This is a genomic window from Andreprevotia chitinilytica DSM 18519, assembly GCF_000711875.1.
In the GTDB taxonomy this organism is placed as follows: domain Bacteria; phylum Pseudomonadota; class Gammaproteobacteria; order Burkholderiales; family Chitinibacteraceae; genus Andreprevotia; species Andreprevotia chitinilytica.
This window is the reverse complement of the sequence record NZ_JONM01000013.1, coordinates 37356-52861: the sequence shown is the minus strand read 5'-3', so window position 1 is coordinate 52861 and position 15506 is coordinate 37356. Positions and strand designations below refer to the sequence as shown.

The 15506-nt window shown below is 59.8% G+C and carries 13 protein-coding genes; 9 read left to right on the top strand and 4 right to left on the bottom strand.

The window, feature by feature from the left end; all coding sequences use genetic code 11:
• Positions 1-8: 8 nt before the first annotated feature.
• Positions 9-737 (top strand): amino acid ABC transporter ATP-binding protein, encoded by a 729-nt coding sequence (locus BR41_RS15925; RefSeq protein ID WP_035058844.1) that lies wholly within the window; start codon positions 9-11, stop codon positions 735-737.
• A 394-nt stretch (positions 738-1131) separates the two neighbouring features.
• On the top strand, positions 1132-2412 hold the full coding sequence (locus BR41_RS15920) for an MHYT domain-containing protein (RefSeq protein WP_051711143.1): 1281 nt from the start codon (positions 1132-1134) through the stop codon (positions 2410-2412).
• Positions 2413-2501: 89 nt separating this feature from the next.
• Here BR41_RS15920 and topA read toward each other — a convergent pair whose 3' ends face one another.
• From topA to BR41_RS15900, 4 genes are all read right to left on the bottom strand, one after another.
• A complete protein-coding gene (gene topA, locus BR41_RS15915) occupies positions 2502-4790 on the bottom strand; it encodes a type I DNA topoisomerase (RefSeq protein WP_035058842.1) in 2289 nt (762 codons plus the stop codon).
• 30 nt (positions 4791-4820) lie between these two features.
• Positions 4821-5270: a Smg family protein gene (locus BR41_RS15910; protein WP_035058993.1), complete on the bottom strand. Its 450-nt coding sequence runs from the start codon at positions 5268-5270 to the stop codon at positions 4821-4823.
• Positions 5271-5294: 24 nt separating this feature from the next.
• A complete protein-coding gene (gene dprA / locus BR41_RS15905; RefSeq protein ID WP_245615930.1) occupies positions 5295-6347 on the bottom strand; it encodes a DNA-processing protein DprA in 1053 nt (350 codons plus the stop codon).
• A 207-nt stretch (positions 6348-6554) separates the two neighbouring features.
• Complete coding sequence (locus BR41_RS15900; protein ID WP_035058836.1) at positions 6555-7619, bottom strand: LysM peptidoglycan-binding domain-containing protein; 1065 nt, start codon at positions 7617-7619, stop codon at positions 6555-6557.
• 94 nt (positions 7620-7713) lie between these two features.
• Between BR41_RS15900 and def the strand changes: the two genes are divergently transcribed.
• The 7 genes from def (at position 7714) to BR41_RS15865 (ending at position 15375) form a co-directional block, all read left to right on the top strand.
• Complete coding sequence (gene def, locus BR41_RS15895) at positions 7714-8217, top strand: peptide deformylase (protein ID WP_035058834.1); 504 nt, start codon at positions 7714-7716, stop codon at positions 8215-8217.
• A gap of 64 nt (positions 8218-8281) precedes the next feature.
• On the top strand, positions 8282-9208 hold the full coding sequence (gene fmt, locus BR41_RS15890; RefSeq protein ID WP_035058831.1) for a methionyl-tRNA formyltransferase: 927 nt from the start codon (positions 8282-8284) through the stop codon (positions 9206-9208).
• 71 nt (positions 9209-9279) lie between these two features.
• Positions 9280-10137 carry a zinc metalloprotease HtpX gene (gene htpX, locus BR41_RS15885; protein WP_035058829.1) on the top strand — a complete coding sequence of 286 codons (858 nt, stop codon included), beginning with the start codon at positions 9280-9282 and terminating at the stop codon, positions 10135-10137.
• Positions 10137-11402 (top strand): 16S rRNA (cytosine(967)-C(5))-methyltransferase RsmB, encoded by a 1266-nt coding sequence (gene rsmB, locus BR41_RS15880; protein WP_035058827.1) that lies wholly within the window; start codon positions 10137-10139, stop codon positions 11400-11402. The genes htpX and rsmB overlap by 1 nt, the downstream gene beginning before the upstream one ends.
• Entirely contained in the window at positions 11362-11961 is a 600-nt protein-coding gene (locus tag BR41_RS15875; protein ID WP_051711137.1) for a DUF4390 domain-containing protein, read from the top strand. The genes rsmB and BR41_RS15875 overlap by 41 nt, the downstream gene beginning before the upstream one ends.
• A complete protein-coding gene (locus tag BR41_RS15870) occupies positions 11958-14075 on the top strand; it encodes a sensor histidine kinase (protein ID WP_035058825.1) in 2118 nt (705 codons plus the stop codon). Before BR41_RS15875 ends, BR41_RS15870 begins: the two co-directional genes overlap by 4 nt.
• A 1-nt stretch (position 14076) precedes the next feature.
• Complete coding sequence (locus BR41_RS15865) at positions 14077-15375, top strand: sigma-54-dependent transcriptional regulator (protein ID WP_035058822.1); 1299 nt, start codon at positions 14077-14079, stop codon at positions 15373-15375.
• Positions 15376-15506 lie beyond the last annotated feature (131 nt).

Genomic DNA, 15506 nt, shown 5'->3' with positions numbered 1-15506 from the left:
CCTAATCAATGATTGAAATCAATAACGTCAGCAAGTGGTACGGCGAGTTCCAAGTGTTGACCGACTGCACCACCAAGGTACAAAAAGGCGAGGTAGTCGTTGTTTGCGGCCCGTCCGGTTCGGGCAAATCAACGCTGATCAAATGCGTGAACGGGCTGGAGCCATTCCAGGCTGGCACCATCACTGTCGAAGGCACATCCGTCGGCGATCCCAAGACCAATCTGCCCAAGCTGCGCTCGAAAGTCGGCATGGTGTTCCAGAACTTCGAACTGTTCCCGCACCTCTCGATCACTGAAAACCTGTGCCTGGCGCAGGAGAAGGTGCTCGGACGCGGGCATGAAGAATCGATGGAAAAAGGCTTGAAGCTGCTCGATCGCGTCGGCCTGAAAGCGCAAGCACAGAAATTCCCCGGCCAGCTCTCGGGTGGTCAGCAACAGCGCGTTGCCATTGCACGTGCGCTGGCGATGGACCCGATTGCCATGCTGTTCGATGAGCCGACCTCGGCGCTCGACCCGGAAATGGTCAACGAAGTGCTCGACGTGATGGTGCAGTTGGCCAAGGAAGGCATGACCATGATGTGCGTGACCCACGAAATGGGTTTTGCCCGCAAGGTCGCCAACCGCGTGATCTTCATGGATCGCGGCGCCATCGTTGAAGATGCGGCCAAGGAAGACTTCTTCGGCCAGCCGCGTAGCGAGCGTGCTCAGACGTTCCTGTCGAAGATTCTGCATCACTGAGTTACTGCAATATCGCCCCAGCAGCCCGCCGTCCAGCGGGCTGTTTTTTTGGGAAAAAGCGCCGTTGGTCGGATGAAATCGGTGTAGGACAGAACTTTCCTGTCAACTTTTCCAGCCAAAACAAACCAGATTTTTGAAAGGAAATACCAGCAACCACAGCAATGCAGCCAGATATTGGTAAGTTTTAGGCTGATAAAACCTGTTCAAGCTGACATGCAAGGGGGCGTCTTTCACGCCGCTCAACGGTAACGGTGCTTCCGCTCGGGAAACACCGCTTGGCGGTCGCACTACCCCCGGCTAAACCAGAAAAGTTGTTGCCATGTTCCCTCCTGCAAACAGGGGGAACGTCGAAATGTCGCAACCAACCTGTAGCTGTAAAGTCCGGAGATGCGCCATGCATAGCTCATACGACTTTCTTCTCGTTTTTGTCTCTTACGTCGTCGCATCGCTGGCGTCGTACACCGCGCTGGACCTGGCCGGGCGCATCACCGCTTCGGAAGCCCGCCGAGCGCGCGACTGGCTGATCGGTGGATCGATCGCGATGGGGACCGGCATCTGGTCGATGCACTTCACCGGCATGATGGCTTTCGAGCTACCTATCGCCGTCACTTACAACGTCGCGATGACGGCGCTGTCCTGGGTGGCCGCAGTCGCGGTCTCGGCCCTAGCATTGCACTTTGCCAGCCAGTCCACTCTTGGCGCTCGGTCCGTAACCCTTGGCGCGGTGCTGATGGGCATCGGAATCTGCGTGATGCATTACACCGGCATGGCAGCCATGCAGGTCAGCCCCGGCATCAACTATGACTTCACGCTGGTTGGTGCTTCAGCGCTGATCGCAGTCTCCGCCTCGGCAGTCGCGTTGATCATCGCGTTCAAATTGCGTGAGCACGACTCCGGCAAGCTTTCCAAGGCCCGGTTCCTGGCGGCGCTGGTCATGGGGGTGGCTATTGCCGGCATGCACTATACCGGCATGGCGGCAGCCAACTTTGACACCAACACCATCTGTAGCGTCCGTAGCGGGCTTTCCGGCAACTGGGGCGGCCTACCCCTGGCAGGGATCACTGCAGTGATGCTGATGGGCACGCTGATGCTCTCTCGCGCCGATGCCGAAGCGCGGGCCCGCGAAGCCGCCAAGCTACGCGCCCAGGCCGAGGCGGAACGCCTGTACCGGATGACGTATGAAGACCTGGAAACCGGCCTGCCAAACCGCACCATGCTGCGTGACCTGCTCAACCGGCTGGTGACCTCCGAGGACGCCACGCAGCGGCGCTTCTCGGTCGGCGTGATCGATCTGCACGGCGTTGATGAGTTGGTGAAGAAACTGCGCGTCGATACCCAAGCGGTGGTGCTGACCGCCGTCGCCAAGCGCATCGGCGGCCTGCTGCGAGAAGGCGACACCCTCGTGCGCTGGGGACATCACAGCTTTGCCGTACTCAGCTACTCCCACCCCAGCGCCAATGACCTGATCAGCGCACTGCAAGGGGTGATGCGCCAACCAACGGTGATCGACGGGCGCGCCTGTCAGATCGGCACGGATGTCGGCGCAGCGGAATACCCAGCCGATGGCTTGTCGCCGCATTCCTTGATGACCCGCGTGCGCATGCTGCGCACCACCCATCCGGAAACCCCGCCACGCAGCGAGCCAGATACCGGTGGGACATTCGTCATGCCTTGAATGCATCTTTCGTAAAACCGTCGCACAAGAAAAAAGCCGAGATGTTTCTCGGCTTTTTTCTTGTTGGCTTGGCGCGACGATGAACCCTGTCACTCCTTCGGTGCCGGCGGCTCGATCACCTCGGACCAGCCGCATTCCTTCTGCGGGCACTTCTTCTCGACACCGCGGCGCTTGGTGGTCTTGATCGTCAGCACCGGCCATTTGCACTGCGGGCAGGCTTCTGCGATCGGCGGGTCCCACGTGGCGTAGTTGCACTTCGGGTAGGTGCTGCAGGAGTAGAACAGCTTGCCGTAGCGGCTCTTCTTCTCTTTCAGCGTGCCCTTGTGGCACATCGGGCACTCGACGCCGGTGTCTTTCGGTTGCTCCAGCGGTTCGATGTGCTTGCACTTCGGGTAGGCCGAGCAGCCGATGAATTTGCCGTAACGGCCGGTCTTAATATGCAACGGGCTGCTGCATTCCGGGCAGACACGATCCGGCACCACTTCGGGTTCCAGCGGTGCGGTGTCGGCATCCTCATTCAGATTGCGGGTGTAATCGCATTCTGGATAGGTGGTGCAGCCGATGAAGCGACCCCGCTTGCCCAAGCGGATGGCGAGCTTGTTGCCGCACTTGGGGCAAGCTTCGTCGAGCTCTTCCTGCGTGACTTCCTTGCGGGAGAGTCCTTGCTTCTCTTCGACCTGCTGATGGAACTTGGTCCAGAACTCATCGAGCACCGGCACCCATTCGCGGGAGCCGTTGGAGATCTCGTCGAGCTGATCTTCCAGCTTGGCGGTGAAGTTGTAGTCGACGTACTGGGTGAAGTGTTCGGTGAGGAACTTGTTCACCACTTCGCCGGTATCGGTCGGGATGAAGCGCTTCTTGTCCAGATCGACATATTCGCGATCTTTCAGCGTTTTGATGATGCTGGCGTAGGTGGAAGGCCGGCCGATGCCGAACTCTTCCAGTGCTTTCACCAACGACGCTTCCGAATAACGCGGCGGCGGTTGGGTAAAGTGTTGCTCGCCAAACAGCTTGTCGACCGGCAGCACGTCACCTTCTTCGAGCGGCGGCAGACGGGCTTCGTCTTCGTCGGTTTCGACGTCATCAGCATCTTCCTGATACACGGCGATAAAGCCGGGGAAGACCAATGTCTGGCCGCTGGCGCGGAACACTGCTTGCGGGCCAACCTGGATATCGACACCGACGGTATCGAACTTGGCCGGGGACATCTGGCACGCCAGCGTACGCTTCCAGACCATCTGGTAAAGCTTGAACTGATCCGGGCTCAGGAAAGCCTTGATCGAATCGGGCGAACGCAGGATGGACGTCGGGCGTACGGCCTCGTGCGCCTCTTGTGCGTTCTTGGATTTGTTCTTGTAGGCGACCGGCGCGCTGGGCAGGTAGTCCTTGTCGAAATTGGCGCTGATGTAGTCGCGGATTTCGCCAAGCGCATCGTTCGACAACGCCACCGAGTCGGTACGCATATAGGTGATCAAGCCGACGGTTTCGCCGCCGAGATTGATCCCTTCATACAGTTGCTGCGCGGTGCGCATGATGCGGTCGGTGGTCATGCCGAGCTTGCGCACGCCTTCCTGTTGCAATGTGGAGGTCGTGAACGGCGCGGCCGGGCTGCGCGATTTCTTTTTCTTCTCGACCTTGACGACCTTGGCCTCGGCGCCGGTCAGCGCCTTGAGGATGTCAGCCTGCACGGCTTCGGTCGGGATATCGAACTGCTCCAGCTTCTTGCCTTGCCATTCGTTCAGCTTGGCGCCGAACTTCTGGCGGCCTTTGTGGCTGTCCAGATGGATGGTCCAGTATTCCTGGCTGGTAAAGGCGCGGATTTCGATCTCGCGTTCGCAGATCAAACGCAGCGCCGGGCTTTGCACGCGGCCGGCGGAAAGACCGGAGCGGACCTTGCGCCACAGTAGCGGCGACAGGTTGAAGCCCACCAGGTAATCCAGCGCACTACGTGCCTGCTGAGCATTGACGAGGTTGTTGTCGATATCGCGCGGGTTGGCAACAGCGTTCTTGACCGCTGTTTCGGTGATTTCGTGAAACACCACGCGCTTGAAGATCTTGTCCTTGTCGAGCAGCTTCTTGCCCTTGAGGATTTCCAGGATGTGCCAGGAAATCGCCTCGCCTTCTCTATCCGGGTCAGATGCGAGGTAGACGTTGTTGGCGTCTTTTACAGCGGCACAGATGGCATCGACATGTTTCTTGTTCTTGTCGATGACTTGGTACTTCATCTTGTATTCGTGTTCGGTATCGACCGAGCCGTCCTTGCGCACCAAACCGCGTACGTGGCCGTAGGAAGCAAGGATCTGGAAATCCTTGCCCAAGTATTTTTGCAGGGTTTTCGCCTTGGATGGCGATTCGACAATCAGCAGGTTTTCAGCCATGGGGCCTCGACGGGGAATTCGGTTGGGCGCTCAATGCAAGGTCGCGCCATTGCGGCCAAAAAGGATCTCTTCGATCAGAAGGTTAGAAAGCTCATCACGTTTCCGCCAGACAACCATCAGCACGATCAGTTTCAGGCGCTCGGCACCGATCTCATCGTGGTCATCCGCCAGTACACGGTCCAGCGCCATTTCGCGCTCGGCTGGCGTGAGCACGCGAGCTTGTTCGAGATAGAGCCAATACGTCAGCGCTTCGGCATCCAGCTTGGCCGACTCGGTCGGGTGCAGCCAGCGTGGCGTATCGGGAATGTCGTTATACGCGCCGGTATCGAGTTGCGAGAGCTCGGACAACCACGCGAGCGCCTCCTGGATTTCTTCCTGCTCGAAACCAACGCTGCTCAACTGACGGGCGAGCACCGACATCTCCGGCACGCCGTCGGCATTGTGAAAAGCTTCAAAAAGATAAGCGAGAACGTCTAGCATGAGCATCCATGTGGGGCGTCGCGGCTATTTTCCAAGTCGCTGATATCGCCCACCCGGCAAGGCAGCGACCTCACCGGACAATTCAAAACCGAGCAGGATTGCGCAGAGCGTGTCCAGCGTCAAGCTGGTTCTTGCCATCAGCATATCCAGATCAACCGGATCGAAGCCCAGACAATCCAGTACATGGGCGGCCTTTTCATCATGCAATGGCATGACAGATGACTGCGTAACGGATGGTTGCGACCCCAAATGCGTCGGCGGTGCCAGACGTACTTGCCAGTCTAGTTCAAGCAGGATGTCATCCGCCGATTCGACCAGCTTGGCGCCATCCTTGATCAAGCGGTGACAACCGCGCGACTGCGGCGAATGGATCGAACCCGGTATCGCGAATACCTCACGCCCCAGATCGACCGCTTGCTTGGCGGTGATCAGGGAACCGCTGCCCAGTGTGGCCTCGACGACCAGCGTTCCCAATGACAGGGCGGCGATGATGCGGTTGCGGCGCGGAAAATGTTCGGCCTTTGGCTCACTGCCCAACGGGAATTCGGAAACGATGACCCCGGCAGATGCGATCTCGTGTGCCAAGGCGCGATTGCTGGCCGGATAAACACGATCCAGACCGGTGCCGACCACCGCGATGGTCGAGCCCGGCCCGCGTAGACCGCCGCGATGAGCAGCCGCATCGATACCGGCCGCCAACCCGCTGATCACCGCAATCCCACCGACGCTCAATACATCGGCAAAGCGCTCGGCGTTTTCGATGCCCTGCCGCGTAGCATTGCGGCTGCCGACGATGCCCAGTGACGCTGCACCGAGCAAGTCTCGACGCCCCTTCGCGTAGAACACGGCCGGCGGATCGGGTAGATCGAGCAGCTTTTGCGGATAGTCCGCATCGGCCAGCGTCACCAGATGTTGATCTGCCGCCGCAAGCCATTCGAGTGTTTGCTCGACGCGCTCCGGTTCCGGCGCTTGGGCGGCATCACACCAGCGCTTGGCCGCACCGGCACCGATCAAAGGCTCCACCATCTGCAAGCTGGCGGCGCGGGCCGCCTGAGGGGTGCCAAACGCCCGCAACATGGCCAATTGGCGTCGAGGGCCTATTCCGGGAACCAAGCCAAATCTCAACCAATCCCGACTGTCGCCATCTAGCGGCATTGCAACTCCCTTGAAGACACCAAGCGGCCGTCCTTAAAACGGCCATCGAACATGAAATCCCATTGACATGGCGTGCTGAAAAAACAACGGCCACGCATTTGCGTGGCCGTTTGTTGCGTTGTTCACCAATTAGTTCGGTGGTGAACGCACCTCGTCACCAAGGTTGACCGGGCTGGTGGTATCCAGCAGCAGGCCGTAGGACACCGACGGGAAGACCCGATAGATGAACAGATTGGCGTTTTTCTCTGGTGGCGTCTTCAGACCTTCCTTCTCGCCATCCACCGTCTTGATCAAGCGGCCCTGCTTATAAGTGAATAACACGCTGCCGATATCCAGGCCATCCAGCGAGCCTTTGTTCACCACGACAGTTGCATACTGACCGAATTCGCCAATGCCGCCATAAGCCGACACGATCCGACCTTTCACGCCCTGCGCCGGCGCATGCGGCACATAGTTGACGAACGTCGCCTCTTCTGTGTGCACCAAACGGTCGCCCGGCACGATTTCTTCAGCGGAGCTTAGTAAACGCATGGTGGATACTTCGCCAACGGCCTCCACACGCGCTTCGCCCAGGTATTTCACCTCGTAACCAAGCACACGCTTGTGGTCAGGATCATCCGGATCGATCAGCGCCTTGCTGGGATGGAACACCTGCCAGTTGTCGCCCACCTCGCCCGTCAGATTGGTCGCGTAAATCTTGTCGCCAGTGGCATACACCACGCGGTTGTCCGGACCGGCGGCAATCCGCGGCGCTTTGTCCATTTCCTGCGGCTCGATCAATAACGGGCGCTTCAGGAAGGGCTGGATGGAACCGTATGGAATACTCGACACCGCGCCATTCGCCATGTCCTCGATCCGCACTTGCGGGGAAAGACGAACCGGGCCGGTCGGGCGATTGCCGACCTTGTCGGATTTCAGCAACTTCAGCCGCGGCTGCCCGCTGGAGCGATCCAGCACTACCACGTCGCCCGGATAAATCCAGTGCGGGTTCTTGATCTCTTCCTTGTTCATCTGCCAGATTTCCGGCCAGCGCCAAGGCTGTTTGAGGAATTTGCCGGAGATACCCCACAAGGTGTCTCCTTTAACCACCACATAGCGGTCAGGCACATCGTTCTGCAACGCCAGTGTATCGGCCTGCACGGAACCCGCAGCGGCACCGATGGCCAAAAGAAGAGATATAATCGTTTTTCGCATTGTCGCGCTCATCCCGCGCAGACCTTAATCGGCTGCGCTGTGTGATTGGTTATCCAATGATTCTGCATACAAACTTTTTAAGCCGCAAGCAACCATGGCCATTCTGAATATATTGCATTATCCGGACGAACGCTTGCACACCGTTGCAAAACCGGTGAAGCAATTTGACGCCCGATTGAAACAACTGGCCGCCGACATGGCCGAAACGATGTACGTCGCGCCTGGAATCGGGCTTGCGGCAACGCAAGTCAACGTGCACGAACGCCTGATCGTCGTCGACATTTCCGAGACAAAAGACAAGCTGCAAATACTGGTCAATCCGGAAATCATTGAAATGGACGGCAAGACCAAGTCTGAAGAAGGCTGCTTGTCCGTACCGGGTATTTATGAAGAAGTCGAACGCGCCGAGCACATCGTCGTGAAGGCATTTGATGAAACCGGAAAAGAATTGAGAATCGAAGCGACTGGCCTGCTGGCCATTTGCATTCAGCATGAAATCGATCATCTGGATGGCAAGGTATTTGTCGAAAAGCTGTCGCGCTTGAAGCTCAATCGCATTCTGCAGAAACTCAAAAAGAATCAACGCCAAACGATGTAAAGGTATAAAGCGCGGGGGTGAGGCGTAAAGTCCACCCCCTTCCGCTTTCGCTAGCCCTCTGCCCATGAAACTCATCTTTGCTGGCACGCCTGATTTTGCCGCTGCAGCGCTCGAAGCGCTGATCGCCGCCGGTCACGAAATCGTTCTCGTCCTGACCCAGCCTGATCGCCCTGCCGGCCGCGGCATGAAGCTCACGCCATCGCCGGTGAAAGTTGTTGCAGAAAAACACGGTTTGCCGGTCTATCAGCCGGAAAAGCTGCGCACGCCGGAGCAACAAGCCCCGGTCGCAGCCATCAACGCCGATGCAATGATCGTAGCCGCCTACGGCATCATCCTGCCGCAAGCCGTACTCGATATGCCGACGCTCGGCTGCCTGAACATCCACGCCTCACTGTTGCCACGCTGGCGCGGCGCGGCGCCAATCCAGCGTGCGATCCTGGCGGGCGATGCTCAAACCGGCATCACCATCATGCAGATGGACGCTGGCCTCGATACCGGCGACATGCTCAGCGTGCACGTCACGCCGATTGCGGCAGTGGATACCGCGCATACGCTGCACGACAAGCTGATGGCACAAGGCGCCGAAGCCATCGTCGCCGCCCTCGCCGATCTGCCCGCATTACAGTCCAAACGCACGCAGCAGCCGGAAGCAGGCGTGACCTACGCCGAAAAGCTCAAAAAAGAAGAATCGCAAATCGACTGGGCCAAGTCCGCCAGCGCACTCGACCTGATGATCCGCGCCTTCAACCCCTTCCCCTCCGCACAGACAACGCTGGATGGCACCCCGGTCAAAATCTGGCGGGCCACGCCGACGACCGGTACCGGCCAACCCGGCGAAGTGTTGCGCGCCGACCGCGACGGCATCGTGATCGCCTGCGGCGAAAATGCGCTTGCAGTCACCGAACTACAAAAGGCCGGCGGTAAACGGCTTGACGCCACCGCCTTTCTCGCTGGCACGCCCATCGCTGCCGGCAGCCGGTTCGGTAATTAGTCTCAATTGAATTTTCCGCCGGATGAGACATCTATAACGATGTCTGCAACCCATCTCTTTCGCTTGGACCCATGAACAACTGGCTTAAAACCACCATCCTGATGGCCGCCATCCTGGCTCTGTTCGTCTTCATTGGCGGGCTGATCGGCGGCAAGGGCGGCATGCTGATCGCTTTGCTGATCGGCGGCGGCATGAATGTCTTCGCCTATTGGAATTCGGACAAGATGGTGCTGCGCATGTACAACGCACAGCAAGTCGATGCCCGCACCGCACCGGAGCTTTACGGCATGGTGCAAGAGCTGGCCCAACGCGCCGGGCTGCCCATGCCCAAGGTCTATGTCATCGACGAAGACCAGCCAAACGCCTTTGCCACCGGGCGCAACCCGGAAAACGCCGCCGTGGCAGCCACCACCGGCATCATGCGCGTCCTGACCTACCGCGAGCTACGCGGCGTGATGGCGCATGAACTCACTCACGTGCAGCACCGCGACATCCTGATCTCGACGATTTCAGCCACCATGGCCGGCGCCATTTCCGCGCTTGCCAGCTTCGCCATGTTCTTTGGCGGTCGCGATGAAAACGGCCGGCCGATGAACCCCATCGTGGGCATTCTGCTCGCCATCCTCGCGCCGATCGCCGCCAGCCTGATCCAGATGGCGATCTCCCGCTCCCGCGAATATGCCGCAGATGCAGGCGGCGCACGCATTTCTGGCGACCCGCAAGCACTGGCCGACGCGCTACGCAAGATCGAAGCCTACGCACGCGGCATTCCCATGCACACTGCCGAAGCGCACCCGGAAACAGCGCAGATGATGATCATGAATCCGCTGGCTGGCGGCGGCATGGACGACCTGTTCCGTACCCACCCACAAACTGCAGACCGCGTTGCTCGCCTAGAGGCCATGGCACGCGGCCAGATGGAATACTGATGTACCTCACTCAAAAGTATGCAGGCGAATCCGTCGCCGCCGTTCTCTCAGGCCAAACCTTGACCGATGCGTTGAGCACGGTCTGGCGTGCCGAGCCTGAACTGCGGCCCCAACAACGCGGTGCGATTCAGGACGTTTGCTACGGCACCTTGCGCCAACTCGGCCTGCTGCAGCGCGCGCTGGATGCCCTACTGAACAAGCCGCTGCGTGAGCCGGGGCTGCGGGCCTTGCTGCTGGTCGGGCTGTACCAACTGCAATTCACCCGCGCGGCCCCGTATACGGTCGTCGATCATGCGGTGAAAGTAGCGGCACATACCGGGACTGGTTTTGGTAAAGGACTGGTCAATGCAGTGCTGCGCAACTTCCTGCGCCAGCGTGACGAGCTGATCCCGGAGCTGCAAAAGACACCGGCAGGCCGCTGGTCACATCCCGACTGGTGGATTGCAGCCCTGAAAAAAGCCTACCCACAAGGTTGGGAATCCATTCTCACCGCCAGCAACCAACATCCGCCAATGACCTTGCGCGTGAATCGCCGCCGTGGCTCGGCAGAGGCCTATCAAGCACGGCTTGCTGAAGCCGGCATCGAAACGCGAGCACTCGACGACACGGCGCTGCTACTCAAACACCCGGTCGGCGTCGATCAACTGCCCGGTTTCTTCGACGGCGATGCCTCAGTGCAGGATTGGGGTGCGCAACGCGCCGCCAAACTGCTCGACGTACAGGACGGCATGCGGGTACTCGACGCCTGCGCCGCGCCTGGCGGCAAGACCGGCCACCTGCTCGAATTGGCGGATATTGATCTGACCGCCGTCGATGCCGATGCCAAGCGGCTTGGGCGCGTTACCGACAATCTCTCTCGTCTCAAGCTGAACGCCACGCTGAAAGTGGGCGATGCAGCCAAACCGGCCGCATGGTGGGATGGCAAGGCGTTCGACCGCATCCTGGCGGACGTCCCCTGCTCCGCCACGGGCGTGGTACGCCGCCACCCGGACATCAAATGGCTGCGCCGCCCGGAAGACTTCGCCAGCTTTGCCACGCAACAGGCACAAATGCTCGATGCGCTGTGGCCGCTCGTGGCACCGGGCGGCAAACTCCTTTATGCTACGTGCTCGATTTTCCCAGCCGAAAATGCCGAGCAAGCCAACGCTTTTGCCGCCCGCCATACGGATGCCGAGCGCTTGGTGCTGCCGGATGACGGACAGTTGTTGCCCAATCCGGAACACGATGGCTTTTTCTACGCGCTGTTTTCGAAACGTACTCCTTAAACTGGCGGCGCTGCTGCTGGCAGCAGTCGTTTTCACGCCAGCGCTGGCCGATGGCGGTATCAAGCCCATCAACGGCAGCGCCGAATACGCGGGCGACCACATCGAACTGGCCGCCCGCTTCACCGTCAACTTCAACGGCACACTCGAAGACGCGCTCGCCAACGGCCTGTCGCTGCCCTTCATCTACGAATTCCAGCTCACCAAACCACGCATCTACTCGTGGTATCGCCAGATCAGCGACGGTTTCGGCCCGGCCGCCACGCTGACCTACCGGCTCTCCTATCATTCGCTGTCGCGCCAGTACCGGCTCAATCTCGGCAACTTCTATCGCAGCTTCCCGAATCTCGACGAAGCGCTCTCCGCATTGGGCGTCGTGCGCGGCTGGAACGTGCTTGCCGGCAGTAGCGTCGCCCGCGACAAGAGCGAGTTCTCCGGCAAGATCCGCTTGAAGCTCGATCTGTCGCAACTGCCCAAACCGTTCCAGCTCTCGACCATCGGCCAAAGCGACTGGAAGCTCGAATCGTCGTGGATCGACGTCGATGGGGAACCCGCACAATGAAGCGCATCCTTGTCTTGCTCGGTGCGCTCGGTGCGATCTTATTGTTCATGCTGGCATCGGCAGTAGGGCCAACCTCCGTCTTTTCGCAGTACTACAGCGCGATCCTCGCCCTCAACGTCCTCATGCTGGTGGGTTTGGGCGTGCTGGTCGGCACGCAGTTGTGGCAACTCGGCAAACGGGTGCGCGCCAAGATGTTCGGTTCCCGCCTCACCCTGCGGCTGGTGCTGTCATTTGCGCTGATCGCGGTGGTTCCCGGTGCGCTGGTCTATACGCTGTCCGTCCAATTCATGAACCGCTCGATCGAGAACTGGTTCAACGTGCGGGTCGATAACGCCCTCGACCGCGGACTCAATCTCGGCCACAACGCCATCGACAACCAGTTGAGCGATCTGGTGCGCAAAGGCAAGGTGATCGCGCTCGACATCCACGACGACACTGGCGGCGCCGTGTTCTCGCGGCTGGCCCGCTTGCGCGAACAGTTCGCCGTGCAGGAGCTGACGCTGTTCGACGAAAGTGGCCAGACCATCGCCCACATCGGCAATGAGAGCGCCAGCCTGTTCCCGAATCAGCCGGAACGCAGCCAGCTTCGGCAAGCCGTGCGCGATGCAGTCACCGAGCTTGAATCCAAGCCGGATACTGGTTTGACCATGCGGGCGCTGGTGCCCGTGCACAGCTCCAATTTTGGCGACCGCGTCCGTATCCTGCAGTTGATCCAACCCGTGCCCAAATCGCTGTCAGACGATGCGGAACTGGTCGAGCGGGTACGTGCCGACTACAAACAGCTGTCGCAAGCGCGGCAGGGCTTCAAACTCTTTTACTCGCTGACGCTGACCATCGCGGTGCTGATGGCCTTCCTCGGTGCAACTGCGCTGGCCATTTATCTCTCCGACAAACTGGCAGCGCCATTGGCCGTGCTGGCAGAAGCCACCAAAGCCGTGGCCTCCGGCGACTTCTCGCGCCAACAACCCGTAACCAGTCGTGACGAGCTAGGCATCCTCACGCACTCGTTCAACCGCATGACCCGCCAGCTCGCCGATGCGCGCAGTACGCTTGAGAAGAAGGAAGCCGAGCAAGCCGAAGCCAAGGCCTATCTGCAAACGCTGCTGGGCTCGCTCTCATCGGGCGTGTTGTCGTTCGACGAACACTGGCGACTCGTGTCGATCAATCAGAGCGCCCAGCGGCTGCTCGATATCGACGTCGATCAAATCGGCGAGACCCCGCTCTCCGCCTGGAACGAACTCTACCCACGGCTCACCAGCTTCTGCGCGCAGGTCGAGCAAGGGCTGCTGTCGGAAGAAGATCATTGGCAGCGCCAGGTGGAACTCGACGACGCCCAGTGCGTGCTCAACCTGCGCGGCACGCGTCTGCAAGGCTCGGATGGTGGTTTCGTGGTCGTGTTCGAGGACGTGACCCGGCTGCTATCGGCGCAGCGCGATGCAGCCTGGGGTGAGGTGGCACGCCGGCTCGCCCACGAAATCAAGAACCCGCTCACGCCAATCCAGCTCGCCGCCGAACGGCTGGAATTCAAACTGGCTGACAAGCTCGATGCGCAAGGCGCGGAGCTGTTACAGCGCAATACCCAGACCATCGTCAAACAAGTGGCGTCGCTCAAACAGATGGTCGATGCCTTCCGCGATTACGCCCGCATGCCCACCGGCAAGCAGAAACCGCTCGATATGCAGCAACTGCTGAACGAAGTGCTGGTACTGTATGAGGCTGCGCCCATTACCCGCATCGACCATGCGCATGGGCCATTGCGGGTCACCGGCGACACCACCCATCTGCGCCAGGTGATCCATAACTTGCTACAAAACGCACAGGACGCCATCCAGTCACTCGATCTGGCATCGGATCGCACCGGCGAAATTTGCGTAAAGACGGAAAAAGCCGATAAATTCGCTCGGCTGACAATAGAAGACAGCGGTGCTGGTTTTCCCCCAGACATGCTCTCGCGCGTGTTCGAGCCTTATGTGACCACCAAGCAAAAGGGCACCGGGCTTGGCCTTGCGATTGTCAAGAAAATCATTGAAGAACATCACGGCCGGATCACGGTCGGCAACCGCGACAGCGGCGGCGCATCCATTCGGATTGAATTGCCGCTCACGGAGGAATGAAGTGGGTAGTCAGGATATTTTGGTCGTCGACGATGAAGTCGGCATTCGCGAGTTGTTGTCCGAAATCTTGCAGGACGAAGGGTATAGCGTTGCCGTGGCGGAAAACGCCGAGGCCGCTCGCCGCCTGCGCAACCAGGCTCAGCCCAAGCTGGTGCTGCTGGACATCTGGATGCCCGATACCGATGGCGTGACACTCCTGAAAGAGTGGGCACGCAACGGGCAGCTGACCATGCCGGTGGTGATGATGTCCGGTCACGCCACCATCGATACCGCGGTCGAAGCGACGCGTATCGGGGCGCTGGATTTCCTGGAAAAACCAATCGGTTTGCAAAAGCTGCTGGCAGCGGTAAAACGCGCGCTCTCTCAGCAACCGGATGTGCAGAAAGTCGTGGCCAACCTGGCGCGGCTGGGCGGCTCCGAGCTGATCCAGGAGCTGGCTCGCGTGCTTGATGCCGCCAAGCCACAGGCAACACCCTTGATGCTGCTCGGCGCGCCGGGGGTCGGGTTCGAGATTTGCGCCCGCTATCTGGGTGACCCCAAGCAGCCGTTCATCGCCCCGCTCTCCAACGACGATTTCGCCGTCGCGCCGCAAGAGCTGCTGAACAAAGCAGCAGGCGGGGTGCTGTTCCTGCGCGATATCGCCTATCTCGATCGCCGCGCACAAGCCGGCCTCAAGGGCATGCTGCCGCGGCTGGAAAAATCCCGCGTGCGGCTGATTTCCGCCTCGAGCAAGCCGCTCAACGCCCTCGCCGCCAGTGTTGATCCCGAACTCTTGCACGCCTTGTCGCAATACATCGTGCCGGTGCCCAGCCTCAAGGAGCATCGCGACGACATCCCGCTGCTGGCGGAAGCCATGCTGACCGAGATCGTTGCCACCAGCAAACTCGGTCCGCGCCGCTTCACATCTGCCGCATTGAAGCTGCTGGCGCAGCAGGAATGGCCGGGCAATCTCGATGAACTGCTCAACGTCGTCAAAAGCCTGGCACTGACCGGGCGCGACGGTGAAATCGACACCGGCCCGGTATCGCGCATGCTGTCGCAATTCGCGCCAAGCGGCGAAGTGGCCCAGCTGCCAACCTCCACGCAACACGCCAAGCCACTGGTCGACCTTTCACTGCCACTGCGTGAAGCCCGCGATCAGTTCGAGAAGTATTACCTTGAGCTGCATATCGAGCAGACCGGCGGCAACATGAGCCGCGTTGCAGAAAAGATCGGCCTGGAACGCACCCACTTGTACCGCAAGCTCAAAGCACTCGGCATTCAGGTGCCGAAAAAGCATCGCAACCCGGACGACGAATGACACCGGGTTGGGCTGAGCCGGGCCAGGCTCTGTTGACGTAGATTTAAATGGTATTAGGAGGCTGTTCACCGCCTGCAATGCCAGCCATGATGCGCGCCGCCGCTGTTACTCAACAGCGGCGGTGTTTATTT

Coding starts and splice junctions, on each gene's coding strand:
- fmt (WP_035058831.1), top strand. CDS start 8,282: ATGAAACTCATCTTTGCTGGCACGCCTGATTTTGCCGCTGCAGCGCTC.
- BR41_RS15870 (WP_035058825.1), top strand. CDS start 11,958: ATGAAGCGCATCCTTGTCTTGCTCGGTGCGCTCGGTGCGATCTTATTG.
- htpX (WP_035058829.1), top strand. CDS start 9,280: ATGAACAACTGGCTTAAAACCACCATCCTGATGGCCGCCATCCTGGCT.
- topA (WP_035058842.1), bottom strand. CDS start 4,790: ATGGCTGAAAACCTGCTGATTGTCGAATCGCCATCCAAGGCGAAAACC.
- dprA (WP_245615930.1), bottom strand. CDS start 6,347: ATGTTGCGGGCGTTTGGCACCCCTCAGGCGGCCCGCGCCGCCAGCTTG.
- BR41_RS15875 (WP_051711137.1), top strand. CDS start 11,362: ATGGCTTTTTCTACGCGCTGTTTTCGAAACGTACTCCTTAAACTGGCG.
- rsmB (WP_035058827.1), top strand. CDS start 10,137: ATGTACCTCACTCAAAAGTATGCAGGCGAATCCGTCGCCGCCGTTCTC.
- def (WP_035058834.1), top strand. CDS start 7,714: ATGGCCATTCTGAATATATTGCATTATCCGGACGAACGCTTGCACACC.
- BR41_RS15910 (WP_035058993.1), bottom strand. CDS start 5,270: ATGCTAGACGTTCTCGCTTATCTTTTTGAAGCTTTTCACAATGCCGAC.
- BR41_RS15925 (WP_035058844.1), top strand. CDS start 9: ATGATTGAAATCAATAACGTCAGCAAGTGGTACGGCGAGTTCCAAGTG.
- BR41_RS15900 (WP_035058836.1), bottom strand. CDS start 7,619: ATGCGAAAAACGATTATATCTCTTCTTTTGGCCATCGGTGCCGCTGCG.
- BR41_RS15920 (WP_051711143.1), top strand. CDS start 1,132: ATGCATAGCTCATACGACTTTCTTCTCGTTTTTGTCTCTTACGTCGTC.